This is a genomic window from Rhodococcus sp. GXMU-t2271 (assembly GCF_041414735.1).
Classification (GTDB): domain Bacteria; phylum Actinomycetota; class Actinomycetes; order Mycobacteriales; family Mycobacteriaceae; genus Rhodococcus; species Rhodococcus indonesiensis.
Genome location: NZ_JAUIZP010000045.1, coordinates 83,580 through 107,403, shown reverse-complemented (window position 1 = coordinate 107,403; position 23,824 = coordinate 83,580). Strand labels below are relative to the sequence as shown.

General features: G+C 71.1%; 27 protein-coding genes and 1 tRNA gene. 17 read left to right on the top strand and 11 right to left on the bottom strand.

What is annotated here, in order from left to right:
- Position 1: 1 nt before the first annotated feature.
- The 13 genes from QYS60_RS17845 to QYS60_RS17785 all read left to right on the top strand — a co-directional run bounded on the left by QYS60_RS17845 (position 2) and on the right by QYS60_RS17785 (position 10,433).
- Entirely contained in the window at positions 2–520 is a 519-nt protein-coding gene (locus QYS60_RS17845) for a cupin domain-containing protein (protein ID WP_003934505.1), read from the top strand.
- 104 nt (positions 521–624) lie between these two features.
- Positions 625–1,512, top strand: a complete 888-nt coding sequence (locus tag QYS60_RS17840; protein WP_289377402.1) for a PDR/VanB family oxidoreductase — start codon at positions 625–627, stop codon at positions 1,510–1,512.
- 17 nt (positions 1,513–1,529) lie between these two features.
- Entirely contained in the window at positions 1,530–2,528 is a 999-nt protein-coding gene (locus QYS60_RS17835) for a VOC family protein (RefSeq protein WP_371383810.1), read from the top strand.
- Complete coding sequence (locus tag QYS60_RS17830; protein WP_371383809.1) at positions 2,525–3,292, top strand: alpha/beta fold hydrolase; 768 nt, start codon at positions 2,525–2,527, stop codon at positions 3,290–3,292. The genes QYS60_RS17835 and QYS60_RS17830 overlap by 4 nt, the downstream gene beginning before the upstream one ends.
- Entirely contained in the window at positions 3,292–4,029 is a 738-nt protein-coding gene (locus QYS60_RS17825; protein WP_003934501.1) for an SDR family oxidoreductase, read from the top strand. The genes QYS60_RS17830 and QYS60_RS17825 overlap by 1 nt, the downstream gene beginning before the upstream one ends.
- Before the next feature lie 39 nt (positions 4,030–4,068).
- Positions 4,069–4,854 (top strand): SDR family oxidoreductase, encoded by a 786-nt coding sequence (locus QYS60_RS17820; RefSeq protein WP_371383808.1) that lies wholly within the window; start codon positions 4,069–4,071, stop codon positions 4,852–4,854.
- A 31-nt stretch (positions 4,855–4,885) separates the two neighbouring features.
- Complete coding sequence (locus QYS60_RS17815) at positions 4,886–6,571, top strand: thiamine pyrophosphate-binding protein (protein WP_371383807.1); 1,686 nt, start codon at positions 4,886–4,888, stop codon at positions 6,569–6,571.
- Positions 6,568–7,032 (top strand): alpha/beta fold hydrolase, encoded by a 465-nt coding sequence (locus QYS60_RS17810; RefSeq protein ID WP_371383806.1) that lies wholly within the window; start codon positions 6,568–6,570, stop codon positions 7,030–7,032. Before QYS60_RS17815 ends, QYS60_RS17810 begins: the two co-directional genes overlap by 4 nt.
- Positions 7,029–7,271, top strand: coding sequence for a recombinase-like helix-turn-helix domain-containing protein (locus QYS60_RS17805; RefSeq protein ID WP_371383805.1), 243 nt, complete (start codon positions 7,029–7,031; stop codon positions 7,269–7,271). Before QYS60_RS17810 ends, QYS60_RS17805 begins: the two co-directional genes overlap by 4 nt.
- Before the next feature lies 1 nt (position 7,272).
- A complete protein-coding gene (locus QYS60_RS17800) occupies positions 7,273–8,367 on the top strand; it encodes a Rieske 2Fe-2S domain-containing protein (protein ID WP_054372036.1) in 1,095 nt (364 codons plus the stop codon).
- A complete protein-coding gene (locus QYS60_RS17795) occupies positions 8,364–8,696 on the top strand; it encodes a hypothetical protein (protein WP_040781011.1) in 333 nt (110 codons plus the stop codon). The genes QYS60_RS17800 and QYS60_RS17795 overlap by 4 nt, the downstream gene beginning before the upstream one ends.
- Positions 8,693–9,097 carry a RidA family protein gene (locus tag QYS60_RS17790; protein ID WP_371383804.1) on the top strand — a complete coding sequence of 135 codons (405 nt, stop codon included), beginning with the start codon at positions 8,693–8,695 and terminating at the stop codon, positions 9,095–9,097. The genes QYS60_RS17795 and QYS60_RS17790 overlap by 4 nt, the downstream gene beginning before the upstream one ends.
- Positions 9,098–9,149: 52 nt before the next feature.
- Positions 9,150–10,433: an MFS transporter gene (locus QYS60_RS17785; RefSeq protein WP_289377409.1), complete on the top strand. Its 1,284-nt coding sequence runs from the start codon at positions 9,150–9,152 to the stop codon at positions 10,431–10,433.
- Between the two features lie 53 nt (positions 10,434–10,486).
- Here the strand turns inward: QYS60_RS17785 and QYS60_RS17780 are convergent, their stop codons facing one another.
- From QYS60_RS17780 to pcaH, 6 genes are read right to left on the bottom strand one after another with little or no spacing between them, the layout of a single operon-like run.
- The gene (locus QYS60_RS17780; RefSeq protein ID WP_371383803.1) at positions 10,487–11,698 is read right to left on the bottom strand and encodes an acetyl-CoA C-acetyltransferase; all 1,212 of its coding nucleotides are present in this window, start codon (positions 11,696–11,698) and stop codon (positions 10,487–10,489) included.
- 28 nt (positions 11,699–11,726) lie between these two features.
- Positions 11,727–12,524, bottom strand: coding sequence for an IclR family transcriptional regulator (locus tag QYS60_RS17775; protein ID WP_054372041.1), 798 nt, complete (start codon positions 12,522–12,524; stop codon positions 11,727–11,729).
- Positions 12,521–13,687 carry a 3-oxoadipate enol-lactonase gene (gene pcaD, locus QYS60_RS17770; protein WP_371383802.1) on the bottom strand — a complete coding sequence of 389 codons (1,167 nt, stop codon included), beginning with the start codon at positions 13,685–13,687 and terminating at the stop codon, positions 12,521–12,523. Before pcaD ends, QYS60_RS17775 begins: the two co-directional genes overlap by 4 nt.
- On the bottom strand, positions 13,684–15,024 hold the full coding sequence (locus QYS60_RS17765) for a lyase family protein (protein WP_371383801.1): 1,341 nt from the start codon (positions 15,022–15,024) through the stop codon (positions 13,684–13,686). Before QYS60_RS17765 ends, pcaD begins: the two co-directional genes overlap by 4 nt.
- A 13-nt stretch (positions 15,025–15,037) precedes the next feature.
- Positions 15,038–15,634: a protocatechuate 3,4-dioxygenase subunit alpha gene (gene pcaG, locus QYS60_RS17760; RefSeq protein WP_371383800.1), complete on the bottom strand. Its 597-nt coding sequence runs from the start codon at positions 15,632–15,634 to the stop codon at positions 15,038–15,040.
- The gene (gene pcaH, locus QYS60_RS17755) at positions 15,627–16,346 is read right to left on the bottom strand and encodes a protocatechuate 3,4-dioxygenase subunit beta (protein WP_054372046.1); all 720 of its coding nucleotides are present in this window, start codon (positions 16,344–16,346) and stop codon (positions 15,627–15,629) included. The genes pcaG and pcaH overlap by 8 nt, the downstream gene beginning before the upstream one ends.
- A gap of 169 nt (positions 16,347–16,515) precedes the next feature.
- Here pcaH and QYS60_RS17750 point away from each other — a divergent pair, with 169 nt between their 5' ends.
- Positions 16,516–17,262 carry a CoA transferase subunit A gene (locus QYS60_RS17750; protein WP_003934486.1) on the top strand — a complete coding sequence of 249 codons (747 nt, stop codon included), beginning with the start codon at positions 16,516–16,518 and terminating at the stop codon, positions 17,260–17,262.
- Entirely contained in the window at positions 17,259–17,912 is a 654-nt protein-coding gene (locus QYS60_RS17745; protein ID WP_003934485.1) for a CoA transferase subunit B, read from the top strand. The genes QYS60_RS17750 and QYS60_RS17745 overlap by 4 nt, the downstream gene beginning before the upstream one ends.
- Positions 17,913–17,993: 81 nt before the next feature.
- Here QYS60_RS17745 and QYS60_RS17740 read toward each other — a convergent pair whose 3' ends face one another.
- Positions 17,994–18,611 (bottom strand): carboxymuconolactone decarboxylase family protein, encoded by a 618-nt coding sequence (locus tag QYS60_RS17740; RefSeq protein ID WP_238586263.1) that lies wholly within the window; start codon positions 18,609–18,611, stop codon positions 17,994–17,996.
- A 26-nt stretch (positions 18,612–18,637) separates the two neighbouring features.
- Here QYS60_RS17740 and QYS60_RS17735 point away from each other — a divergent pair, with 26 nt between their 5' ends.
- Both QYS60_RS17735 and QYS60_RS17730 read left to right on the top strand, forming a co-directional pair.
- Positions 18,638–19,141, top strand: a complete 504-nt coding sequence (locus tag QYS60_RS17735) for a MarR family winged helix-turn-helix transcriptional regulator (RefSeq protein ID WP_371383799.1) — start codon at positions 18,638–18,640, stop codon at positions 19,139–19,141.
- A 106-nt stretch (positions 19,142–19,247) separates the two neighbouring features.
- Positions 19,248–19,799 carry a peroxidase-related enzyme gene (locus tag QYS60_RS17730; protein ID WP_371383823.1) on the top strand — a complete coding sequence of 184 codons (552 nt, stop codon included), beginning with the start codon at positions 19,248–19,250 and terminating at the stop codon, positions 19,797–19,799.
- 4 nt (positions 19,800–19,803) lie between these two features.
- Here the strand turns inward: QYS60_RS17730 and QYS60_RS17725 are convergent, their stop codons facing one another.
- The 4 genes from QYS60_RS17725 to QYS60_RS17710 all read right to left on the bottom strand — a co-directional run bounded on the left by QYS60_RS17725 (position 19,804) and on the right by QYS60_RS17710 (position 23,788).
- Positions 19,804–20,967: an AI-2E family transporter gene (locus tag QYS60_RS17725; protein ID WP_371383798.1), complete on the bottom strand. Its 1,164-nt coding sequence runs from the start codon at positions 20,965–20,967 to the stop codon at positions 19,804–19,806.
- 204 nt (positions 20,968–21,171) lie between these two features.
- Positions 21,172–21,248 (bottom strand) — tRNA-Met (locus QYS60_RS17720).
- 12 nt (positions 21,249–21,260) lie between these two features.
- A complete protein-coding gene (locus QYS60_RS17715; protein WP_371383797.1) occupies positions 21,261–22,013 on the bottom strand; it encodes a FadR/GntR family transcriptional regulator in 753 nt (250 codons plus the stop codon).
- Positions 22,014–22,120: 107 nt separating this feature from the next.
- Positions 22,121–23,788: an L-lactate permease gene (locus QYS60_RS17710; RefSeq protein ID WP_003934479.1), complete on the bottom strand. Its 1,668-nt coding sequence runs from the start codon at positions 23,786–23,788 to the stop codon at positions 22,121–22,123.
- Between the last annotated feature and the right edge of the window lie 36 nt (positions 23,789–23,824).

Genomic DNA, 23,824 nt, shown 5'->3' with positions numbered 1-23,824 from the left:
CATGGCCGCACCCGAGAAGACCACCGTCGACCTCGAAACCCTCATCGACTCCTGCATCGCCAGCCGCGACAGCCGCTACGAGGACTGGGACACCCTCGGCTTCCAGGCGGCCAAGGGCGGAGACCGCTTCAAGCGCGCCCAGATCCGCTACATCGGCTCCGGCGCCACCGGCAACCACGAGGGCGACGCCCGCACGCTGCCCGCCGAACACTTCACCCTGTCCAACATGCGGCTGCCCGCCGGTGCGGTCGGACCCGAGCACACCCACCACGACGTCGAGGAGGTGTTCTTCGTGCTCGAGGGCGAGCTCGAGGTCGCAGTCCACGACGTCGAGGACGGCACCCGCAAGGCCGTCCGCCGGCTCGGCTACCGCGACATGATCCGCGTGCCCGCCGGCGTGCCGCGCAGCCTCGCGAACGTGGGCGACACCGACGCGCTGTTCTGCGTGATCATCGGCGCCGCCAAGCCGCAGCTGCCCACCTACCCGCCGAGCTCGGAGATGTACGGCGTCACTCGCTGACGCCACCGAGAAGACCCGCCGACAGGGAGATCCCGATGGAGCAGTCCGTCCGACGTCGCCTCCGCGTCCACCAGAAAACTTGGGAGGCAGACGGAGTCACCAGCGTGACGTTCGTCGATCCGACCGGTGCCGCGTTGCCGCAGTGGCAGCCGGGTGCGCATCTCGCCCTGCACCTGCCGAACGGTGTGGTGCGCGAGTACTCGCTGTGCTCGGATCCGCGGGACACCACGCGCTGGACGGTCGCCGTGCTGCGCGCCGAGCGCTCCCGCGGCGGCAGCGCCTACGTGCACGAATCGTTGCAGATCGGCGCGGAGATCGACGTCGACGGACCGCGCAGCGCCTTCGCCCTCGACGACGCCGCGACCGAGCACGTCCTCGTGGCCGGCGGTATCGGCATCACCCCGATCGTCGCGATGATGCGGCAACTGCAGGCCGAGGGGCAGCAGTGGCGCCTGCTCTACGCCGGACGCTCCCGGGCGGCGATGGCGTTCGTCGACGAGATCGCCGCCGGACCCGCCGGGCAGGTGACCGTCCACGCCGACGACGAGGCCGGTGGTCTGCCGGACCTGGCGGGGGCGCTGTCGGGCCTCGCCCCGACCGCCGTCGTCTACTGCTGCGGGCCGGCACCGCTCATCGATGCGGTCACGGCCGCGGCCCCGGACCCCGGCCAGGTACGCACCGAGCGGTTCGCGGCCCCGGAACCGGCGCCGCGCGCGGGCGAGGACACCGCTTTCGACGTGATCGTCGAGAGCACCGGCCGGCGCATCCCGGTGCCGCCGACCGTGTCGGTGCTCGACGCCCTCACCGCCGCCGGTGTGCCCGTGCCGAACTCGTGCACCGAAGGTATCTGCGGGACCTGCGAAGTCAAGGTGCTCGAGGGCGACGTGGACCACCGCGACTTCCTGCTCACCGAGTCCGAACACGCCGCCGGATCGACGATGTTCCCGTGCGTGTCCCGTTGCCACTCTGCCGAACTCGTGCTGGACCTGTGAGAAGGGAACCGGAACGCATGTACCACCACCAACTTCCACGCTACAGCGACTCGCCCGCCTGCCGGCTGCGCGCACTGCGCTCGGTGACCCTGTCGGTGCCGGATCCGGCCGCGTCGCGGGACTTCTACCACGAGGCCTGGGGATTGACGACCGTCGAGGCCGACGGGGATCGATTCTGGCTGCGCGCCACCGGACCCGAGCACCACGTGCTGACGGTCGAACGAGGGGAGACCAACGCGCTGGGACGGATCAGCTTCGCCGTCGCCACCCCGCGTGAGATCGACGACGCCGCACTGGCCCTCGACCGGTTCGGCATCCCGATGCTGCGCACCCCGGGACCCCTCGACGATGCCGGGGGCGGCTACGGGCTGCAGCTCGTCGATCCGGAGGGTCGCTGCGTCGAGCTGTCGGCCGACACCCACGCCGTCACCGAGCAGGAACCGGCGGGGCGTCGCGCCGTCCCCCGCAAGATCGCCCACGTCGTGCTCAACACGACCGACATCGAGCGCACCACCGCCTTCTACACCCAGGTACTCGGCATGCGGGTCTCCGACTGGTCGGAACGGCAGATGTCCTTCCTCCGCTGCAACTCCGACCACCACGTCATCGCCCTCAACCGGGCGCCGTGGCCCTCGCTCAACCACGTGGCGTACGAGATGCAGAGTCTCGATCACTTCATGCGCGGCATCGGCAGCCTCAAGGCCCACGGCATCGCACCGCAGTGGGGACCGGGCCGGCACGGTCCCGGCGACAACACCTTCTCCTACTTCACCGATCCGTCGGGCCTGGTGTGCGAGTACACCTCCGAGGTCGCCCAGATCGACGAGGACGCCTGGCTGTGCCGCACCTGGAAGCGCACCCCGGAACTGTCCGACCAGTGGGGGACGGCCGGGCCGCCCACCACGACCGTGCGCTCCGCCATGGCGGGCAGCCCCGACCCGGGTCACCGCGACCGCGTCGAAGCCCGCGACGCCGGCTACTTCTACGGGGCCGTCGCGGCCGGTGCGCTGTCGTGACCGGGCACCTGCACGTCGAGCGGCTCGGGACGGGAGATCCGGTGCTGCTGCTGCACGGCATCGGCGGGAACGCGAACTCGTGTGCACCGCTCGCCGCGGAACTCGCGGCCCGCGGACACGCGACGTACCGGCTCGACGCCGCGGGGTACGGCCGCTCCGCCGACCCGGCCGACGTCCACCACGACCACGCGACGGACGTCCTGACCGTCCTCGGCGACATCGACCCGGACCGGCCCGTGCATCTCGTCGGAACGTCCTGGGGCGGAGTGGTCGCGCTCGAGGTCGCGCGCCGTCGGCCCGGCCGGGTCCGCACGCTCGTCCTCGCCGACAGCACCCGGGGATCGGGCACGTCGCCCGCCCGCGCTGCCGCCATGCGTGACCGGGTCCCGGCGCTGCGCACCGCCGGCCCCGAACGTTTCGCGGCCGAACGCGCACCGAAACTGACCGCGCCGGACGCAGCCGAGGACGTCCGGGCTCGCGTCGCCGCCGACATGGCTGCCGTCCGGCCCGCCGGGTACGCGGCCGCCGCCGAATGCATGGCGTCGACCGACCACGGGCCCATCCTGCACAAGCTGGCCGTCCCCACCCTCGTGGTGGTCGGCGAGCACGACCACGTCACCGGCGTCGCCGAGTCACGCCTCCTGGCGGACGCCATTCCCGGCGCGCGGCTCACCGTCGTCGCCGGTGCGGGTCACGCCGCGATCCAGGAGCAGCCCCGCGTGGTCGCCGGCGAACTCGTCCGATTCTGGGAAGAGGTGGCGTGATGAGCGGAACCGTCGTGGTGACCGGCGCCGGTCGCGGACTCGGCTACTGCATCGCCGAACGGCTGTGTGCCGACGGACGACGCGTGGTGATCGCCGAGCGCAACGCGGAGAACGCCGAAGCCGCCGCCACCGCCCTGCGCGCCCGCGGTGGCGAGGCGGTCGCAGTGGTCACGGACATCGCGGACGCCGCGTCCGTGCGCGCTCTGGCCGCGCGCGTCGCCGAGGAGGGGCCGCTGGTGGGCCTGGTCAACAACGCCGCCGTCGCCGACGGCGTCGGCGGGGACACCTTCTGGGAGCTGTCCGAGCCCGAATTCGACCGGATCACCTCGGTCAACGTGCGCGGCACGTGGCTCGTGACCAAGCACCTGTGGCCGCTGCTCGCCGCCACCGGTGGCGCGATCGTGAACATGGCCTCCGACGTGGCGTTCTACGGATCACCGCGGCTCATCCACTACGTCACCTCCAAGGGCGCAGTCGTCGCGATGACCCGTTCGATGGCCCGGGACGCCGGCCCCCACGGGGTGCGGGTCAACGCCGTCGCCCCCGGACTCGTCCGGGTCGAGGCCACCGAATCCGTTCCGGCCGCCCGCTACGCCACCTACGCGCAGGGCCGCGCCCTCCCGCGCGACCAGACCCCCGAGGACGTCGCCGGGGTCGTCCGGTTCCTCCTTTCGGAGGACGCCGCCTTCGTCACCGGCCAGACCGTCGTCGTCGACGGCGGCTTCGTCCTGAACTGACCTGCTCGCCCGGCGAGCACCCGAACCCACGGAGATTCAATGGACCTGCACCTCACCGGACGCACGGTGATCGTCACCGGCGCGAGTTCCGGGGTCGGCCTCGCCACCGCCCGGATGCTCGCCGCCGAAGGTGCCCGCGTCGCACTGTGCGCACGCGATATCGCACGCCTGCGCGCCGCCGCCGGCACCCTGGCGGCCGACCCGGCCGACGTCCTGACCGTCGCGTGCGACGTCACCGACCGGAATTCCGTGCAGACCTTCGTCGATGCGGTCGTCGACCGGTTCGGCGGGATCGACGGGGTGGTGTGCAACGCCGGGCGCTCGCTGATGTCGACACTCACCGACACCACCGACGAGCAGATCCGGGACGAGTTCGAGCTCAAGATCTTCGGCGCGCTGCATCTGATCCGCGCGGCCCGGCCGGCGCTCGCGAAGTCCGATGCGGCCTCCGTGGTGATCGTCAACGCGATCCTCGCGCGGCAACCCGAACTGCGGCTCGCCGTCACCTCGGCCGCCCGCGCCGGACTGCTCAACCTGGCGCAGTCCCTCGCCGGGGAGCTCGCCCCCGAGGGCATCCGCGTCAATTCGGTGCTGCTCGGCCTCGTCGACACCGGGCAGTGGCAGCGCCGCCACGCCGAATCCGGTGACGGCCGCGACTTCGACGAGTGGAGCGCCGAGATTGCCGCCGATCGCGGGATCGGACTGGGCCGCTTCGGAACTGCGGACGAGGTCGCCTTCCCCGTCACCACCCTGCTCTCACCCCGCAACAGCTACGTGACCGGCGCGACCGTCGACGTCGGCGGCGGAGTCGGACGCTACGTCTGACCCCCCAGTGGTCATCTGCAACGGAGGAAACATGGACATCCCCTCGACCGAGCCGGCTCGGCGCACCACCGGCGGCGACGTCCTCGTGTCGGTCATGCGCCGGCACGGCATCGACACCGCGTTCGGCGTCGTCAGCATCCACAACCTGCCCCTCGTCGAGGCCGTCGCCCGCGACCTGACCTTCGTCGAGGTCCGGCACGAGGCCGCCGCGGTCAACGCCGCGGACGGGTACGCCCGCGCCTCGGGCCGCATCGGCGTGGCGCTGACGAGCACCGGCACCGGCGCCGGCAACGCCGCCGGGTCGATGATCGAGGCGCTCACCGCCGGCAGTCGCGTCCTGCACGTGACCGGTCAGATCGAAAGCGAATTCCTCACGCCCGAACCGGCCTCGTCGAGCCGCGGCGTGATCCACGAATTCCCCCGGCAACGGCAGATGCTCGATGCCGTGTCCGCCTACGCGGCGACGATCACCGACGCCAAGGACGCCGAGGCGGAACTCGAGGCCGCCATCGCCTGCATCCTGTCGGCACCCCAGGGGCCGGCGAGCGTCGAATGGCCCACCGACCTGCAGTATCTGGCGTCGCCGCAGGAGCAGCGGACCGCCGACGTCCGGAGCGTGCAGCCGCCGGCCCCCGCCGCCGCGGCACTGGACCGGGCCGCCGCTGTGCTCGCCGCCGCCGAGCGGCCCCTGCTGTGGCTCGGCGGGGGAGCGGCCGGCGCGGGCGACGAACTGCGCGTCCTCGCGCACCGGCTCGGGGCGGGGATCCTCACCAGCAACTCCGGGCGGGGCATCGTGCCCGAGGACGACGGCCTCGTCGTCGGGAACTTCGCGGCGTCCCCCGAGGTCGCCGGTCTCCTCGCCGATGCCGACGTCCTGCTCGCCGTCGGAACCCACTTCCGGTCCAACGAGACCAAGAGCTACCGCCTCGCGCTGCCCGGCACGCAGGTGCAGATCGACGTCGATCCCGCCGCGATCGGCCGGGTGTATCCGGCCACGGTCGGGATCGTCGCCGACGCCCGCACGGCACTACACGGCCTCCTCGACGCGCTCGAGGGCGCCGGCCGGCGCGACGACTGGGCGGCCCGGGTGCAGGCGGTGCGCAAGCGCAGCCGGGCCGCGCTCACCGAGTACATCGGCGGCTACGCCGAGATCTGCGAGGGCATGCGCCGCGTGCTGCCCCGCCGGTCCGTGGTCGCCCGCGACGTGACGATTCCGTCCAGCCAGTGGGGCAACCGCCTGCTGCCGTTCTACGAGCGGGGGACCAACATCTTCCCGCTCGGCGGCGGCATCGGGCAGGGCCTGGCCATGGGACTCGGCGCCGCCCATGCCCGCCGGGACGTGCCGACCGTGGTCATGGCCGGGGACGGGGGTCTGGCGGTGCACCTCGGCGAGCTCGCCTCGCTCGCCGGCACCGACGCGTGGTGCGTCGTGCTGGTGTTCAACGACGGCGGCTACGGTGTGCTGCGGAACATGCAGGAAGCCAACGGGTTCCGACGATCCGGCGTGGACCTGCACACGCCGCGGTTCGATCTGCTCGCCGCGTCCATGGGCATGCCGTACACCCTCGTGCAGCGGCCCGGCGTCTTCGAGGCCGCATTGGCGGAGGCGGTCGCGGCGCGCCGGCCCGCCCTGGTCGAGGTCGACGTGACCGCCCTCGACCCCCCGCCCGGACCGTTCGTCCCACCGGTGCACGTGCCGACGGGAGGTGCGCGATGAACTCGCCGGCCGAGGCGCTGTGGTGGGCCGACGGGCAGGCCGAGGCGGCGTTGCGCGACGGCCGCGCGGTGCACCTGTACGCCGCGGGTACCGATGCCGGACCCGCCCTGCGCGCGGCCGACCGTCACGGCACCCTGCTGCGCAGCCTGATCCTGGCCGATCCCGTGCTCGACGTCGACACCGTCGGCGGCGTCCTCGGCCGGATCACCGTCCCCACCCTGGTGGTGGCCTCCGCGCTCGGCGACGACACCGATCTGTCCGTACCGCAGCGCCTCGCGGGCGAGATCGACAACGGAGTCTTCGTCGTCGTCGACGGATGTCCGGCGCCCGTCCACCTCACCCGGCCCGAGTCGTTCGCCGAATGGGCGAGCGCCTTCGCCGCCATCGCCGAGGGATTCGCCGCCCGCTACCGATCCGGGCTCGCCGCCCCCACCCCCCACATCGAAGGAGTTCTCGCGTGAACCGCACCGCGACGGCACGATCCGCCGAACCGTACCTGGAATCTCGACAGACCCATCCCGATCCGCTGACCCCTTACGAGGACAAGCTCGCCGGTTCCCTGATGGAGATCTTCGGGACCGGCACCCACGACCTGCCCGGTGTCGTCGAGGGACTCAACGGCCTGGGGCTGCACGGCCCCGACGGCCGGCCCTGGACCGAGGACACCTTCCGCGCCGAGATGCGACGACTGGGGAGATGAGATGACCACCTTCGAGACCACACAGACCACCACCGGCGGCCCGCGCCCGGCCGGACCCCGATTCGCCGTCGGCACCCGTCGGCCGATGGATGCCGACGAGATCGCCGCGACCGGCCTGCGCGACCGCTGGTACCCGATCCTTCCGTCGCGGATGGTCGAACCGGGCGCCATGGTCAAGGTCACCCGCCTCGGCGTGGACTGGCTGCTGTTCCGCGACGCGCGGGGCGCGGTCCACATGCTCGAGGACCGGTGCCCGCACCGCAGCGCCCCGCTGTCCGTCGGGCAGCATCTCGGTGACCGCGTCGCCTGCCTGTACCACGGCGTGCAGGTCGACGGCACCGGCACCGTCGTCTCCGTGCCCGGCATGCCCGGGTGCGCGCTCGAGGGCAAGCGCGCCACCGCGTCGCTGTCGGTGGTCGAAGCCGCCGACACGATCTTCGCGTTCGTGCCCCTGACCCACGACTCCGTCCCCACCCCGTTCGTGCTGCCGGACCGGCTCGCGGACGACGAGGTGTCGTGGTTCCCGAACTACGCGGAGTGGGCCGGGCCGTGGCGGTTCTACATGGACAACGTGCTCGATCCGATGCACGGGGCGTTCCTGCACCGCAATTCGCACTCGATGTTCGGCGGCGACACGTCGGCGCGGTTCCGGATCCGTGAGACCGACCGCGGGTTCTTCTTCGAGAAGACCGACCAGCGCGGCGTGAACTTCGACTGGGTCGAGTTCGTGCGCGGATCGATGGACTACGTGGACCTCGAGATCCCGTACGCCCCCAACGCCGGTCCCGGCGGGGTGTTCGGCATCGTCGGGATGTGCACCCCGATCGACCGGGACCACTCCGCCATCTTCCACTGGCGCACCCGGCGGGTGTCGGGCTGGGAACGGGAGGCGTGGCGCTTCCTGTACCGGACCCGGCTCGAGGAACGGCACTGGGAGGTCCTCGAACAGGACCGGGCCGTCCTCGAGGCGCTGGCCGCGGACGCCGACGTCGAGGAACACCTCTACCAGCACGACCTCGGTGTCTCCCGGATCCGCCGGATCTACCGGGCCGACGCGAAGCAGCAGGCGGCCGTGCTCGCGGGAGTGCCGGCATGAGTGGCGGGACCCTGATGCTCACCGTCGTCCTGCGGCACGACCAGAGCCGGAACCTCGAACAGTTGCAGGGCCGGCTCGACGACGCGGACTGGTGGCACGGGTTCCCGCCCGAGGGATGCGAGGTCGTCTCGTGGGTCGTCGCGATGGGGATCGGACAGATCGTGACCCTGCGGCTGCCCGCCGATCGGCTGGCCGCCGTCAACGTCGAACTCGAACGTCGCGCGTGGGGGGTGTTCCACACCGAGTGCTATCCGACCTACGACTTCGTGCCGGTACGGGAGCGGCTGACCCGCGAATCCGACGCTCGTCGCGGTGCGGTGCTCCGATGAGCCGGGTCGGCCACCCCACCGTTCCGGAACCCCCGCGTCCGGGCATGTTCAGCAACGCCCGGGTCGTCGGCCGGCACTTCTTCGTCTCCGGCATGCACGCCGGCACCCCCGACGGTCCCGTCGGCGGCGGCGACGTCTACCGGCAGGCGCGGGAGGCGTTCCGGCGCACCCGCGTCCTGGTCGAAGCCTGCGGGGCGCAGGTCGACGACATCCTCGCCCTGCGGATCTACGTCACGGACATCGCGGACAAGGCCGCCGTCGGGCGGGCCCGCGCGGAGGTGTTCCGCGGCGACTTCCCGTGCTCGACCCTGGTCGAGGTGTCGGCCCTGGTCGAGGGCGGCCTCGGTGTCGAGGTCGAAGCACAGGGAATCATCTCAGCGACCGCGACGGCGGACGCGTAATCTTCTTTTTCGACGCCCTTGGCAGGGCATCGACCGACCCGAGGACGCCACCATGCGCGGAACCGACAGCACACCGTCCCTCACCCGAACCGACGAGGCCTCGCCCAACTGGCTGGTTCTCGTCCTGACCTTCGTCGCCGTCGTCCTCGACGGCTACGACACGATCGCCCTGGGACTGTCGGTCCCGGCACTCGCGAAGGACTGGGGCGTCGCCCCGTCCCACTTCACCCCCGCGCTGTCGCTGACCAGCGTCGGCGTCGCCCTGGGCTATCTGGCCTGCGGCCGCCTCGTCGCCCGGTTCGGTGCCCGCCGCGTCGTGCTGGCGGCCGTGGTGGTGTTCACCGTCGGTTCGCTGCTGACCGCGTTCGCGTCGACAATCACCGAACTGACCGCCCTGCGGGTGCTCACCGGACTCGGACTCGGCGCGGTACTGCCCGCCGCGGTGTCGCACGCGACGGCGCTCAACCCGCCCCGGCTGCGGCAGTCCATCGCGGTGTTCGTCACGATGGGCATCTCGCTCGGTGCGCTGCTCGCCGGTCTGGTCGGCACGCGCCTGATCGCCGCGTTCGGCTGGGAGTCGGTGTTCCTCGCCGGCGCCGCCGCATCCGCCGTCCTGCTGCCGCTGCTGTGGATCGGACTGCCCGACGGGCGCGCCGCCGCCGGTGAGCCCGCACCGGATGCCACCTCGTCGGCGGCGCGGCAGGCCTCCGTCGCGCGCCTGTTCGATCCCGGCCTGCGGAGCCGCACGCTGCTGCTGTGGGGCTTCTCGTTCCTGATGTTCACCGTGTTCTACGTCTTCTCGTCGTGGCTGCCCACGCTGCTGACGAGCTACGGGTTCTCGACGAGCCTCGCGCCGCTGGGGTCGGCGGCGCTCGGTATCGGCAGCATCGTCGGCGCGGCGGTCCTGATGATCGGTGCGCTGCGGTTCCGGATGCCGTCGGTGCTCGTATTCACGACATCGCTGGCGATCGTCTTCCTCGTCGTGTCCGCCTTCCTCGGCGCCGACAAGGTGCTGCTGCTGATCGTCTTCGGTGGAGTGGGGCTCGGCATCCAGGCGGGCATGATCGGCCAGACCGCACTGTCGGTCTCGATGTACCCGCAGGCCACCGCGACGACGGCGGTGGGCTGGTCGGCGTCGATGGGCCGGCTCGGTTCCGTGGTCGGCCCCGTCCTGGGCGGCGCACTGATCGGCCTGGGCGTTCCCACCGGCACCATCGTCCTCGTGGCCTGCGTCCCGGTCCTCGTCGCCCTGGTCCTCATCGCGGTGCTCGGTCGGATCACCGCACCGAACGCGCTCTCGACGACGGAACCGGCCGCTGTGCCCGCCCGCCGCTGACGTGACCGGTGTGTCCTTCGGGCTGCCTTGGCCGCCCGAAGGACACACCGGGGCTACGCCACCTTTTCGAAGACCGCGGCCAGGCCCTGGCCGCCGCCGATGCACATCGTCTCGAGGCCGTAGCGACCCCCGCGACGGTCCAGTTCGCGCAGCAGCGTCGCGAGGATCCGGCCGCCGGTCGCGCCGACCGGATGGCCGAGGGAGATGCCGGAGCCGTTGGGATTGAGGCGGGCGTCGTCGGGCTCGAGGCCCCAGCTGCGGGTCACGGCGAGGGCCTGCGCGGCGAACGCCTCGTTGAGCTCGATCACGTCCATGTCGGCCAGGGTCAGGCCGAGCCGGCCGAGGGCCTTCTCCGAGGCCGGGACCGGGCCGATGCCCATGGTGCGCGGCGGCACTCCCGCCACCGCCCAGCTCGCCAGGCGAGCCAGCGGACGCAGTCCCAGCTGGGCCGCCTTCTCGGCGGTGGTGACGATCGCGACGGCCGCACCGTCGTTCTGGCCGCTGGCGTTGCCGGCGGTGACGGTCGACTCCGGATCGATCTTGGCGCGGATCGGGCGCAGCTTGGCGAGCGATTCGACGCTGGTGTCGGCGCGGGGGTGCTCGTCGGTGTCGACGACGAGCGGCTCGCCCTTGCGCTGCGGCACCGCCACGGGAACGATCTCCTGCGCGAAGACGCCGTTCTTCTGCGCGGCGACGGCGCGCTGGTGCGACTGCACCGCCAGGGCGTCCTGGTCCGCGCGGCTGATGGAGAACTCGGCCCGCAGGTTCTCGGCGGTCTCGATCATGCCGCCGGGCACCGGGAAGTCCCGGCCGCCGGCGGTGACCCGCGCCCGGGCCAGCCGATCGGACAGGGCCACGGCCTCGCCCTTGACGCCCCACCGCATGCCGGTGGCGTAGAACTCGGCCTGGCTCATCGACTCGGCGCCACCGGCGAGGATCAGGTCGCTGCCGCCGGACTGGACCTGCATGACGGCCTGCAGGATCGCCTGCAGGCCGGAGCCGCAGCGGCGGTCGACCTGCAGGCCCGGAACCTCCACACCCAGACCGGCGTTCAATGCGGCGACGCGACCGAGTGCGGGAGCTTCGCCGTTGGGTGAGGCCTGACCGAGGATCACGTCGTCGACGTCGGTGCCGGCGAAGCCCGTGCGCGCGACGAGCTCGCGGATCACGGTGGCGGCCAGGTCTTCCGGCGCGACGTCCTTCAGGACGCCGCCGAAGCGGCCGACGGGGGTACGGAGGGGTTCGCAGATCACGACGTCGCGCATGGCACTTCCTTGTCGGGGAATCGGGGGGTCAGTGGTTCTGGGTCCGGGCCAGGTCGGCCGAGATCGCCGCCGCGGTGTCGACGACAGCGGGCACGAGGTCGCTGTGGACGGCGTCGAGGCTGTAGCGGGCGGCCTGGGTGGAGATGTTCACGGCCGCGACGACGGCACCCGAGGCGTCGCGGATGGGTGCGGCCAGCGACCGCAGGCCCTCCTCGAGCTCCTGGTCGACGATGCAGTAGCCGTCCCGCCGGATCCGGTCGAGTTCGGCGCGCAGGTCGTCGGGAGTGACGAGGGTCCGCGACGTGAGGGGCTCGAGCGTCGCGGTGGCGAGGTAGGCGTCGAGGTCGGCGGGGGACAGGCCGGCCAGCAGCACCCGGCCCATCGATGTGGCGTGCGCCGGGAAGCGGGTGCCGATGGTGATGGAGACGGTCATGATGCGGCTGACCGGCACCCGCGCGACGTACACGACGTCGCCGCCGTCGAGCACGGACACCGACGTCGACTCGTGGACCTTCTGGGCGAGCGCCTCGAGGTGCGGGCGGGCGACGTCCGGCAGCGTCAGGCTCGACAGGTAGCTGTAGCCGAGTTCGAGCACGCGCGGCGTCAGCCAGAACTGGGAGCCGTCCGTACGTACGTATCCGAGCTCGACCAGGGTGAGCAGGAACCGTCGCGCGGTGGCCCGAGTCAGGTCCGTGGCCTTGGCGACCTCGCTGAGGGTGCGCCGCGGATGCTCGGCGTCGAATGCCTTGATGACGGACAGGCCGCGCGCGAGCGACTGCACGTAGTCCGGCGATGCCGCGATCGGTTCGCCGTCGGTCATCGTCATGCGGTGCTCCCCTCGCCGTCTGCGAGTGCCTGCCTGCCGAGCGCGAAGGCCCGGTTGCTGTTCGGCACTCCCGCGTAGATCGCGGTGTGCAGGAATACTTCCACGAGCTCGTCGGGGTCCACACCGGCGCGCAGCGCGGCCCGGATGTGCATGTCGAGTTCGTGGTCGTTGCCGACGGCGGTGAGGATCGCCAGCGTCAGCAGCCGGCGGGTGTGGTGGTCCAGGCCCGGCCGGGACCAGATGTCGCCCCACGCGGTGCGGGTGATGAAGTCCTGGAACGGCCGGGTGAACTCGGTGGCCGACGCCACGGCCCGGTCTACGTGGGCGTCGCCGAGGACCGCGCGTCGCACCCGCGTGCCCTGCTCGAACGCGGCGGTGCGCTGCGCACCGGCGGGCGTCGCACGGGTGATGTGCTCGCGGACGAGCGCGGTGATCCGGCCGGCCTGCTCGACATTGGCCAGGTGCGCGCCCGGGCCGACGACGTGGAAGTCGGCGTCGGCGATGCCGTCGGCGATGAGCTGCATGGTGGCCGGCGGGGTGGCCGGATCCTGCTCGCCGGCGACGACGAGGGTGGGCGCGACGATGCGGGCCAGGTCGGGGCGCCCGTCCCACGTCGCGAGCGCCTCACAACAGGCGGCGTAGCCCTCGTCGCTCGTGCCGGAGACCATCTGGACGTGCCGTGCGACGAGTTCCGGGTCGCGCTCGGCGAGTTCGGGGGTGAACCAGCGGCCGACGATCGACTCGGCGATCGATGCCAGGCCGTCGGTGCGGACGGTGGCGGCGCGGTCGAGCCACGGCTGGGGCGGGGCGAACGCGGCGGACGTGCACAGCAGCGTGAGGGTGCGGATGCGCTCGGGACGGTGCGCGGCGAGCCACTGGCCGACGGCACCGCCGAGCGACAGGCCCACGAAGTGCACCGAGTCGAGGCCGAGGGAATCGAGGAGCGCGACGACGTCGCCGCCGAGATCGGCCACCGTGTAGGGCCCGTCCACGACGGGTGACTTGCCGTGCCCGCGGTGGTCGACGGCGACGACGTTCGCGATCGGGGACAGCGCGGTGATCTGCGGCGTCCACATCGACAGGTCGGAGCCGAGGGAGCCGAGCAGCACGACCGGCGGGGCCGAGGGGTCGCCGTACTGTTCGTAGTTGAGCGTGACGGTCATGCTTGTCCTCCGAGGAGCCGGTCGTGGTGGGCGAGGGCACGGTCGACGAGATCGCCGGCGTGGCCGAGGTAGCGGGTGGGGTCCAGCAGGGTGCGAACCCGATCGGCACCGAGGTGTCCGGTGATCGCCGGGTCGTGGTCGAGCGGGGTGCCGGCCTGTGCGGCGGCGGTGACGAGGTCGCGGGCATCGTCGGTGTGCTGAGCCAGGGCGGCGGTGACCTTCTCGGCGAGGATCGCGCCGCCCGTGCGGTCGAGGTTGCGGGCGAGTGCGTCCGGGTGGACGTGCAGTCCGCCGATGCTGGTCGAAAGCTGATGTGCTGCACCACCAGTCAGGCGAAGCAGGTCGGTGAGCGGCTCCCATTCGGCGTGCCACGCGCCCGCGGCGCGGGCGAATTCGTGGTCGGTCGATGCGAGCACGGTCGCGACCAGGCCGGGTACCCGGCGGGCGGCGGCGCGTGCGGTGATCGCGGCGACCGGGTTGCGCTTGTGCGGCATCGCCGACGATCCGCCGGGCGCGTCCTCGCTCACCTCGCCGAACTCGGTGGCGGCCATGAGCACGACGTCGGTGGCGGGTTTGGCGACGGCGCCCGCAGCGACTCCGAGCGCCGTCGCGAGCCGGGTGATCGGGGTGCGGGCGGTGTGCCACGGCACGAGGGGCCGGGCGAGGCCGAGCAGGTCGGCGAGGGTGTCCGCGAACGCGAGTCCGTCAGGGTGCACTGCCGCGAGAGTTCCTGCCGCCCCGCCGTACTGGACCGGCAGGGCGCTCAGAGCGCGGTCCAGTTCGAAGGTGGCGTCGTCGAGTGCGACGAGCCACGTCGCGGCGAGGGCCCCGAAGGTGGTGGGCAGCGCCTGCTGGCCGAGGGTGCGCGCGACCGTGGGGGTGTCACGGTGCCGCCGGGCCAGGTGCGCCGCGGCGTCGGCGGCGGCGCGTAGCTCGGCGACGACGTGCCGGCCGGCCTCACGGGCGAGCAGCATCAGCGCGGAGTCGAGCACGTCCTGGCTGGTGGCTCCGACGTGCACCGCGGCGGCGGGGACGCCGGCGCGCTCCCGCAGGATCTTCACCAGCGGGATCACCGGGTTGCCCCCGGCCGCCGAGAGCCGGCCCAGTTCGGCCGGGTCCAGGTCGCGGGCGAGGTCCTCGGCCGCGGCGGCGACGCCCGCGACGTCGGCGGGGGTTGCCCGACCGTGCTTCTCGGCGGCGCGGGTGATCGCCACCTCCACCTCGAGCAGGGCGGTGATCCAGGCCCGGTCGGACAGCAGCGGTGCGAGGTCGCCGGCGCCGAACACGGGGTCGAAGAGGGCACCGCGGGTGGGGTCGGACTGCGCCGGCACGGTCAAGGCACGCTCCCGTCTAGATCGCGAAGAACGGTGTCTCCACACCGTTCGGATCGAGGTCCTGAACGTACACGGTCCAGGTGTACCCGTCGTCGGACTTCTCGGCGATCAGCTTGCGCCGCTGCGCTTCCGGCAGCGCGGTGAGCACCGGGTCGGTCGCGTGCGCGGCGAGGTCCTCGGGGAAGTACAGGCGGGTGTAGAGACGATCGAGCATGCCGCGGGCGAAGATCCCGATGTTCAGGTGCGGCGCCTCGTCGGCGTCCGTGTCGGACTCGTGGGCGCCGGGCTTGATCGTGTGGACGGTGGCGGTGCCGCTCTCGTCGGCGGCGCTGCGGGCGAAGCCGCGGAAACCGTCGGTGCCGAACCGGCCGTCGGCGTCGGCCTGCCAGGTCTCGAGCATCGCGTCGGCGATCGGCGTACGGTCGCCGTCGATCACGGTGATCCGCACGGTGATCCGGCCCGGGGTGTCGGCGGGGACGACGTTCTCGCCGTCGGCGCCCCAGTCGAGGCCGATCTTCCAGTACGGGCCGACGGTCTGCGACGGCGTCGGGCCGAACGGGGCCGTGCTCTGGTCGCCGGGGGTGACGGGGTAACGAGGAGCGAACTCACTCATCGTCGTCCTCCTCGTTCTCGAAGGGGGTGGCCTCGCGGCCGCGCAGGACGATGTCGAAGCGGAACCCGAGGGCCCAGTTGTCGACGGTGGCGTCGTAGTCGAAGACGCTGACCATGCGATGCCGTGCCTCGGCGGGTACCGAGTTGTAGATCGGGTCCTGGAAGAACATCGGGTCGTCGGGGAAGTACATCTGGGTGACGAGCCGCTGGGTGAACGCCGTGCCGAACAGCGAGAAGTGGATGTGGGCGGGGCGCCACGCGTTGTGGTGGTTGCGCCACGGGTAAGCGCCGGGCTTGACGGTGGTGAACCGGTAATTGCCCTGGGCGTCGGTGACGCACCGGCCGACGCCGTCGAAGTGCGGGTCGAGCGGGGCGGGCCAGTTGTCGTTCACGTGCCGGTACCGGCCGGCGGCGTTGGCCTGCCACACCTCGACCAGCGCGTGGGGCACCGGCTTGCCGTCGCCGTCGAGAACCCGGCCGTGCACGATGATGCGCTGCCCGGCGGCTTCGCCTCCGTGGGCGAGGGTCAGGTCGGCGTCGCCCTCCTGGACGCGGTCCTCGCCGAAGACGGGTCCGGTGAGTTCGCCGAGCCGCTGCGGGATCAACGTCAGCGGCTGGGCCGGGCGGCGCAGCGCGGTGGTCCGGTAGTCGGGGAAGTCCAGCGGCGGGTGTGCGCCTTCGGGGCGCGCAAAGCGGGGCGGCAGATGAAGCATGAGACCTCGGTGTTCGGCGCGTGTTCGCGATATGGACGGAGGGACGCTATGCGTACAAGGCTAGTGGCTCCCTCGGCGCGAATCAATATTCCAAAATGAAACAGTGTCGAAATGGTTCGTATGACGGACGAGGGTTCACATTCCGCACGATTATCGCTATCGTAGAGGCATGGACAAAGTCGTTGCCACCGCCGCCGAGGCCGTAGCCGACATCCCGAACGGCGTCACCATCGCCGTGGGTGGATTCGGCCTGGTCGGCGTCCCGGAAATCCTCATCAACGCGCTGCTCGAACAGGGCGCCACCGACCTCGAGACGGTCAGCAACAACTGCGGCACCGACGGCTTCGGCCTCGGCGTGCTGCTGGAGAAGGGGCGCATCCGCCGCACCATCTCCTCCTACGTCGGCTCCAACAAGGAGTTCGCCCGCCAGTACCTCGCCGGCGAGCTCGAGGTGGAACTGACCCCGCAGGGCACCCTCGCCGAGCGGCTGCGCGCCGGGGGTGCGGGCATCCCCGCGTTCTTCACCCCGGCGGGCGTCGGCACCCAGGTCGAGGAGGGCGGGCTTCCGCTGCGCTACGACGGCAACGGCGGCATCGCGGTCGCGTCGCCTCCGAAGGAGGTCCGCGAGTTCGACGGCGAGACCTATGTCATGGAGCGCGGAATCGTCGCCGACTACGCCCTGGTCCACGCCTGGAAGGGCGACCGGCACGGCAACCTCGTCTATCGCGCGAGCGCCCGCAACTTCAACCCGCCCGCCGCCACGTCGGGCCGCATCACCATCGCGCAGGTCGAGCACCTCGTCGAACCGGGCGAACTCGACCCCAACGAGATCCACACCCCCGGCATCCACGTCCAGCGCGTCGTGCCCGTCGGACCTGTCACTGTCGGCATCGAGAATCGGACGGTTCGTTCATGACCCAGACCGCCACCACCGTGAAGAAGCTGACCCGCGAGCAGATGGCCGCGCGCGTGGCCCGGGAACTCTCGGACGGGCAGTACGTCAACCTCGGCATCGGCATGCCGACCCTGGTGCCCAACTACCTCGACCCGGGCGTCGAGGTCATCCTGCACTCGGAGAACGGCGTGCTCGGCGTCGGCCCGTACCCGACCGAGGACGAGCTCGATCCCGAACTGATCAACGCCGGTAAGGAAACCATCACCACCATCCCCGGCGCGTCGTTCTTCGACTCGGCGCAGTCGTTCGGGATGATCCGCGGCGGCCAGATCGACGTCGCCGTCCTCGGCGCGATGCAGGTCTCCGCCAAGGGCGACATCGCCAACTGGATGATCCCCGGCGCGATGGTCAAGGGCATGGGTGGCGCGATGGACCTCGTCCACGGTGCCAAGCGCGTCATCGTGATGATGGAACACGTCACGAAGAAGGGTGACCCGAAGATCTTCGACGAGTGCACCCTGCCCCTCACGGGCAAGCGCTGCGTCCAGCGGATCATCACCGACATGGCCGTCATCGACGTCACCGACGAGGGCCTGAAGCTCGTCGAGACCGCGCCCGGCGTGAGCGTCGACGACGTCGTCGCCGCGACGGCCGCGACCCTTCTCGTCTGACCTCACCGTCCCCGAAAGGCTCACGAGCCGAACACCCTACGGGCCGAACACCCTACGGGCCGAACACCTACGGGCCGAATGTCACACCGCGTCGATCTGACCGACCGAATGTGACATTCGGCCCGTCGGCGTCGGCGTGGGAGCGGGAGCGGGGTGCCACGCGAACGGGGCGAGCGGCGGGTCCAGTTCGGCACCGGTGAGGCGGTTGGCGAGCGTCGAGAGGGTGAAGGTGCCGACGCCGAGGACGACGTCGAGTGCATGGCGGGTGGTGAAGCCGGCGGCGGTGAACGTGGCCCATCGGTCGGCCGGGACCGCGCCCGCCGAGTCGATTACGGCGAGTGTGAATGTCCGCAGGGCCTCGAGTCGCGGATCGGTGAGCGGCCGGCCGGCCCGCAGGGCGTCGACGAGGTTGCCCGGCGCGCCCATCCGTGTCAGCGCGGCGGTGTGCAGTGCGACGCAGACGTGGCATTCGTTGCGCGTGGCGATCGTCAGCACCAGCACCTCGCGCTCGAGTTCGTCGAGGCTGCTGCGCTCGAACAGCGCGCCGGCGCGGGTGAAGGCGGACAGCAGTTCGGGGGATTCCGCCATGAGCGCCACGGCTGCCGGCACGTAGCCGAACTTCTGCTCGATCGCTGCCATGGTGGCCCGCGACGCCGGGGGTGCGGTCTCGGGTCGATGGTGGAGGAATGCTGTGGACACGGGTGACCTCCGATACGATAGACAACGTGGTTGACGAAATAGTAAACCGAGTTGTCGAAACGGCGCAAGACCCGGCCCCGGGCTACGAATTGCCTCTTCTCCTGTTCGCCGGATTCCGTTCGCTCGTCGACGCACTGCATCGACGGCTGGCCGAGGAGGGTCACCCGGACGTGCGGCCGGCCCACGGCTTCGCGATACAGGCCGTCGGGGCGACCGGCGCGTCGGCGAGCGAGATCGGACGCCGCCTCGGCGTCTCCAAGCAAGCCGCCGGCAAGACCGTCGACCGGCTCGAGCGTCTCGGTTACGTTCGGCGCGAGCCGGATCCGTCGGACGCGCGGGCGCGGATCGTCGTGCTCACCGACCGTGGCCTCGACTGCCTGCGGCGGTCGGCGGTGATCTTCGACGACCTGCGGGCGGAGTGGGGACGCACGCTCGGCGCGGACCGGCTCGAGCGCCTGGAGGGCGACCTGCGCGCCGTCACGCGCGGTCAGGACGTCCGGCTCGACGCGCAGGCGTGGTTCGACCGGTAGTCGTGCCGCGAGCCGGGCGATCTGGACAACTCGGTTAACAGCGATTAACTTCGAGGTTCGTTGTCGCGACGGACCAGGAGGCCCCGTGAGTACGCGCTTTCCCGCCATGGAACTGAAGGACCTGCCCGAGGACATCGCCACCCGGGTGCTCGAGGTGCAGGAGAAGTCGGGCTTCGTGCCCAACGTGTTCCTCACCTTCGCGCGACGTCCCGCGGAATGGCGAGCCTTCTTCGCCTACCACGACGCGATCATGCTGCGCGAGGACTCCGGCTTGACCAAGGGTGACCGCGAGATGATCGTGACGACGATCTCCGCCGCCAACAACTGCCTGTACTGCGTCGTCGCGCACGGGGCGATCCTGCGGATCTACGAGAAGAAGCCGACCGTGGCGGATCAGGTGGCGATCAACTACCGCACCGCGGACATCACTGCGCGTCAGCGCGCGATGCTCGACTTCGCCACCAAGGTCAACGAGCGGGCGTACGAGATCGACGACGCGGACTTCGAGGCTCTGCACGCACACGGCTTCACGGACGAGGACGCCTGGGACATCGCCTCCGTCACCTCGTTCTTCGGTCTGAGCAACAGGATGGCCGGTGTCGCCGGCATGATGCCCAATCCGGAGTTCTACCTGATGGGCCGGATCCCCCGGGCGTAGCCGCTCAGCGGTCGCCCGGTTCGGGGCCGGGTGCGGCGTCGTCCGGGTCGCCGGTGTCGACGGTGTCGCCGGTGTTGCCGGTGTCGACGACGAGTTCGTAGCGCCGGCCGTACGTTTCCACCAGAGCCTGGAGGACAGCGACGACCGGGACCGACACCAGCGCGCCGATCGCACCGAACAGCGACGCCCCCACGATCACCGATCCGAACGCGACGGCCGGATGGATCGACACGGTCTTCGACGTGATGCGCGGGTGCAGGACGTAGTTCTCGACCTGCTGGTAGGCCGTGCCGAACAGCACCACCCACAACCCGTCGATCGGCTGGTTGGCCGCGGCGATGATCGCGGGCAGCGCGATCGCCAGGTACGTCCCGAGGGTGGGCACGAACTGCGAGACGATCCCGGTCCACAACGCGAGCGGCAGCCAGTACGGCACGCCGATGATCATGAGGAAGATGCCGGTGCCCACGGCGCTGACCGCACCGAGGATGAGGCGGGAGACGACGTACCCACCGGCCTTCTCGACGGAGATCTCCCACACGGTCGAGATGACTCGTTGCTGCCGGGCCGGGAACCAACTCGAGATCGTGCGGCGCATCGCCGGGCCCTCGGCCGACATGTAGAACACGAACAGCAGCATCGTCATGGCTTGGAAGACCACGCCCACCACCGACGACACCACGCCCAGCACGCCGGGGGTGAACCGCTGGACCAGGTCGCGCACCGTCTCGGGGGTCAGCCGCAGCAGTTCCGGGCCCGTGGTGAAGTTCGTGTCGAAGACACGGTTGGCCCATTCGGTGACCGAGGTCAGCGCGTCCGGCAAGGCTTTCAGCAACTGGCCCAGCTGTTCGGCGAGCAACGTCCCGAACAGAGCGACGAATCCGACGGCGAACGCCAGCAGTCCGAACAGCACCAATCCGGTGGCCGCTCCCCGGCGCAGGCCGTAACGCTCGAGCCGGTCGACGACGGGCTCGAGCGTGATGCTCAGCAGCCATGCGAGAAACAGCAGTCCGAGGAAGCCGCGCAGATTGTGGAACAGCCAACCTGACAGCTGGTAGGCGGCGACGGCAAGGAGGACGTACAGGATCGCCGGGCGAAGCCACTGTGGAGCCCGGGGTCCGTTGCGTTTGCGGTGTGCCGGCAGCGGGGCCGGCCCGTCCTCGCTCATCGCACTCTCCGCGGTCGCCCGACAGATCCGTTCACAGCCGGAATCTACCCGTCCGCGCCGCCCGGACAGAGCGAATGTATCGGTCGCCACCACTATCGAGACGGACGATGCCTCCGCTCGACGAGGCCGGGACGAGCGCGAGGCGAGCCGAACTAGGCCGATACGACGAAACCGGCCCGGACTCGTGAGAGTCCGGGCCGGCGGTGGTAGCGGGGACAGGATTTGAACCTGCGACCTCTGGGTTATGAGCCCAGCGAGCTACCGAGCTGCTCCACCCCGCGTTGCATCACCGACTATACACGAGGCGGAGAGTGCTCCGTTCCGGGGTCGTCCGGACGGGTGTGGTCACGCCCGAGGCTCTCCGCGTAGTAGCCGCGGATGTGATCGACGATGCGGGAACGGGCGAGGTCGGCGTCGCCGGTACGGACCGCCTCGAGCAGTCCCCGGTGCTCGCACCGCAGCCGGGCACACGTCGTGGGCCAGGTGACGAGCGGAGCGCCGGCGAGCACGTAGCTCTCGATGGAGTCGCGCAGTCCGGTCATCATCGCCGCGATCACCTGGTTCCCGGCTGCGTCCGCCATCGCGATGTGGAACCGGGCGTCGAGCACCAGGAACTCGTGGGCCGCGAGCCCGGCGTCGTCCATCGCGTCGAGCAGTTGCTCCGCGTGGGCAAGGTCGGGCGCCGGATCACTCTCGGCCAGGGCGCGCATCACCTCCGTCTCGAGGACGAGTCGGGTCCGGACCACGTCCGCCACCGGGAAGCTCTGCGCCGCCACCTGCATGCGCATGAGCATCGACATGCCCCCGGTCGGACGCGAGACGATCATCGCGCCCGCCGTCGGCCCGGATCCGGTCTGCGCGCTGAGCAACCCGAGTGCCTCCATGACGCGCAGGGCCTCCCGCACCGACGAGCGGCCCACGCCGAGATCGGCAGCCAGGATGCGCTCCCCGGGCAACCGCTGGCCGGGCGCGAGTTGTCCCGAGACCAGTTGCTGCTCGAGGTGGTTCAACACGGTCTCCCATGCGCGGGGCTCGGAGTGCGGCATGGTGTGAGCCTATGCCGGTCGCCGGACCCGAACGCCCGGCGGCCGGGCGCGCGACGTTCCGGCGTGCGGCAGAGCCGGCCCCGTGCCGTGCCCGCCCGGGGGACGACTCACGGCAGCATCCACGACAGCACCGGAGTCGACTGGAGGTAGACCAGCACGCACAGCAGGGCCAGCATGCCGACGCTGTAGCCGACGACCTTGCGCAGCAGCAGCGGCTCGCTGCCCGGCCGGCCGACGGCGGTCGCCGCGATGGTGAGGTTCTGCGGGCTGATGAGCTTGCCCACGACACCGCCCGAGGTGTTCGCCGCGACCAGCAGCGTCGGGTCGATGCCCGCGGCCTGTCCCGCGGTCTGCTGCAGCCGGGCGAACAGTGCGTTCGCGGAGGTGTCCGAACCGGTCACCGCGGTGCCCAGCCAGCCCAGGATCGGCGACAGCAACGCGAAGATCGCGCCGGTCCCGGCGAGCCACGTGCCGATGGCGACGGTCTGCCCGGAGTGGTTCATCACGTAGGCCAAGCCGAGTACCGTGGCCACGGTGGCGACGGAAAGCCGCATCTTCCACAGTGTCTCGGGAAAGGTGCTGAGGGTCAGGCGCAGGGTCATCGGGAACCGGCCGCCGCCGCTGAACACCGTGTACACGATGCCGACGACGATGCCCGAGAACAGCAGGAGAGTGCCGGGATTCGACAACCACGGCAGTGTGTAGATCGCGCCGGTCGACGGATCGCCGCTCGCGGTGAGCAGATTCCCGTACAAGCCCGGCCATTCGATTTTGATGTCGGTGCTCGCCAGCCACTTCGGCACGTCCACGCCGAGCGTCCACAGCTTGGCGATCCCGAACACGACGATCACGAGCAGGTACGGGAACAGCGCCATCGCCGTGCGCGCGGCACCGATCGGTTCCGCGGTCACGTGCGAGTGCTGGTCGTCGGGGGTGCTCGGCCGCCAGAAGCGCAGCATGACCACGGCTGCGGCGAGGCCGACGAGAGAGGCGACGACGTCGGTGAGCTCGTACGAGAAGTGGCTCGAACACCAGTACTGCGCGATCGCGAACGCGAAGCCGGTGACCAGCGCAATCGGCCACACCTGACGGACGCCGCGCCGGCCGTCGACCAGCAAGAGCAACAGGATCGGCACGAACCAGGCGAGCACCGGCGTCTGCCGGCCGACGACGGCAGCGATCTCGGTCGCCGGGATACCGGTGAGGTTTCCGGCGGTGGTGATCGGAATTGCCATGGCGCCGAATGCGACCGGGGCGGTGTTCGCGACGAGTACGGTGACTGCGGCGCGGATCGGCGGCATGCCGATCGCGATGAGCATCGCACCGGTGATGGCGACCGGTGCCCCGAAACCGGCGAGCGCCTCGAGCATTCCGCCGAAGCAGAAAGCGATGAGCATCGCCTGGATGCGCATGTCGCCGTGGCCGACGGAGTTGAACACGTGCCGTAGGTCTTCGAAACGTCCACTGACGACGGTGAGTTCGTAGAACCAGATCGCGGTGACGACGATCCACATGACCGGGAACAGGCCGAACGTGAAGCCCTGCAGGGCGGACAGGCCGGCCAGCGGCGCCGGCATGCCGAAGCCGACGACGGCGACGACGAGGGCCACGGCGAGCGCACCGAGTCCGGAGTACCAGGCCTTGAGTTTGAGGCCGGCGAGGAGCACGAAGAAGGTCAGGAGGGGGACCAGGCCCAGCAGGGCCGTCGCGGTGAGGTTGCCGGCGACGGCGGTGGTCGACGGTGTGTACGTCACCGCGAGCAGTTCGGTTTCCACATGAAACTCCAGGTTTGCGCCGCGGACCGCGACGGG

Bases quoted from the DNA above. Each gene is read 5' to 3' on its own strand.
- QYS60_RS17845 (WP_003934505.1), top strand. From the start codon at position 2: ATGGCCGCACCCGAGAAGACCACCGTCGACCTCGAAACCCTCATCGAC.
- QYS60_RS17835 (WP_371383810.1), top strand. From the start codon at position 1,530: ATGTACCACCACCAACTTCCACGCTACAGCGACTCGCCCGCCTGCCGG.
- QYS60_RS17825 (WP_003934501.1), top strand. From the start codon at position 3,292: ATGAGCGGAACCGTCGTGGTGACCGGCGCCGGTCGCGGACTCGGCTAC.
- QYS60_RS17820 (WP_371383808.1), top strand. From the start codon at position 4,069: ATGGACCTGCACCTCACCGGACGCACGGTGATCGTCACCGGCGCGAGT.
- QYS60_RS17815 (WP_371383807.1), top strand. From the start codon at position 4,886: ATGGACATCCCCTCGACCGAGCCGGCTCGGCGCACCACCGGCGGCGAC.
- QYS60_RS17810 (WP_371383806.1), top strand. From the start codon at position 6,568: ATGAACTCGCCGGCCGAGGCGCTGTGGTGGGCCGACGGGCAGGCCGAG.
- QYS60_RS17800 (WP_054372036.1), top strand. From the start codon at position 7,273: ATGACCACCTTCGAGACCACACAGACCACCACCGGCGGCCCGCGCCCG.
- QYS60_RS17795 (WP_040781011.1), top strand. From the start codon at position 8,364: ATGAGTGGCGGGACCCTGATGCTCACCGTCGTCCTGCGGCACGACCAG.
- QYS60_RS17790 (WP_371383804.1), top strand. From the start codon at position 8,693: ATGAGCCGGGTCGGCCACCCCACCGTTCCGGAACCCCCGCGTCCGGGC.
- QYS60_RS17785 (WP_289377409.1), top strand. From the start codon at position 9,150: ATGCGCGGAACCGACAGCACACCGTCCCTCACCCGAACCGACGAGGCC.
- QYS60_RS17780 (WP_371383803.1), bottom strand. From the start codon at position 11,698: ATGCGCGACGTCGTGATCTGCGAACCCCTCCGTACCCCCGTCGGCCGC.
- QYS60_RS17775 (WP_054372041.1), bottom strand. From the start codon at position 12,524: ATGACGATGACCGACGGCGAACCGATCGCGGCATCGCCGGACTACGTG.
- pcaD (WP_371383802.1), bottom strand. From the start codon at position 13,687: ATGACCGTCACGCTCAACTACGAACAGTACGGCGACCCCTCGGCCCCG.
- pcaG (WP_371383800.1), bottom strand. From the start codon at position 15,634: ATGAGTGAGTTCGCTCCTCGTTACCCCGTCACCCCCGGCGACCAGAGC.
- pcaH (WP_054372046.1), bottom strand. From the start codon at position 16,346: ATGCTTCATCTGCCGCCCCGCTTTGCGCGCCCCGAAGGCGCACACCCG.
- QYS60_RS17750 (WP_003934486.1), top strand. From the start codon at position 16,516: ATGGACAAAGTCGTTGCCACCGCCGCCGAGGCCGTAGCCGACATCCCG.
- QYS60_RS17745 (WP_003934485.1), top strand. From the start codon at position 17,259: ATGACCCAGACCGCCACCACCGTGAAGAAGCTGACCCGCGAGCAGATG.
- QYS60_RS17730 (WP_371383823.1), top strand. From the start codon at position 19,248: ATGGAACTGAAGGACCTGCCCGAGGACATCGCCACCCGGGTGCTCGAG.
- QYS60_RS17725 (WP_371383798.1), bottom strand. From the start codon at position 20,967: ATGAGCGAGGACGGGCCGGCCCCGCTGCCGGCACACCGCAAACGCAAC.
- QYS60_RS17715 (WP_371383797.1), bottom strand. From the start codon at position 22,013: ATGCCGCACTCCGAGCCCCGCGCATGGGAGACCGTGTTGAACCACCTC.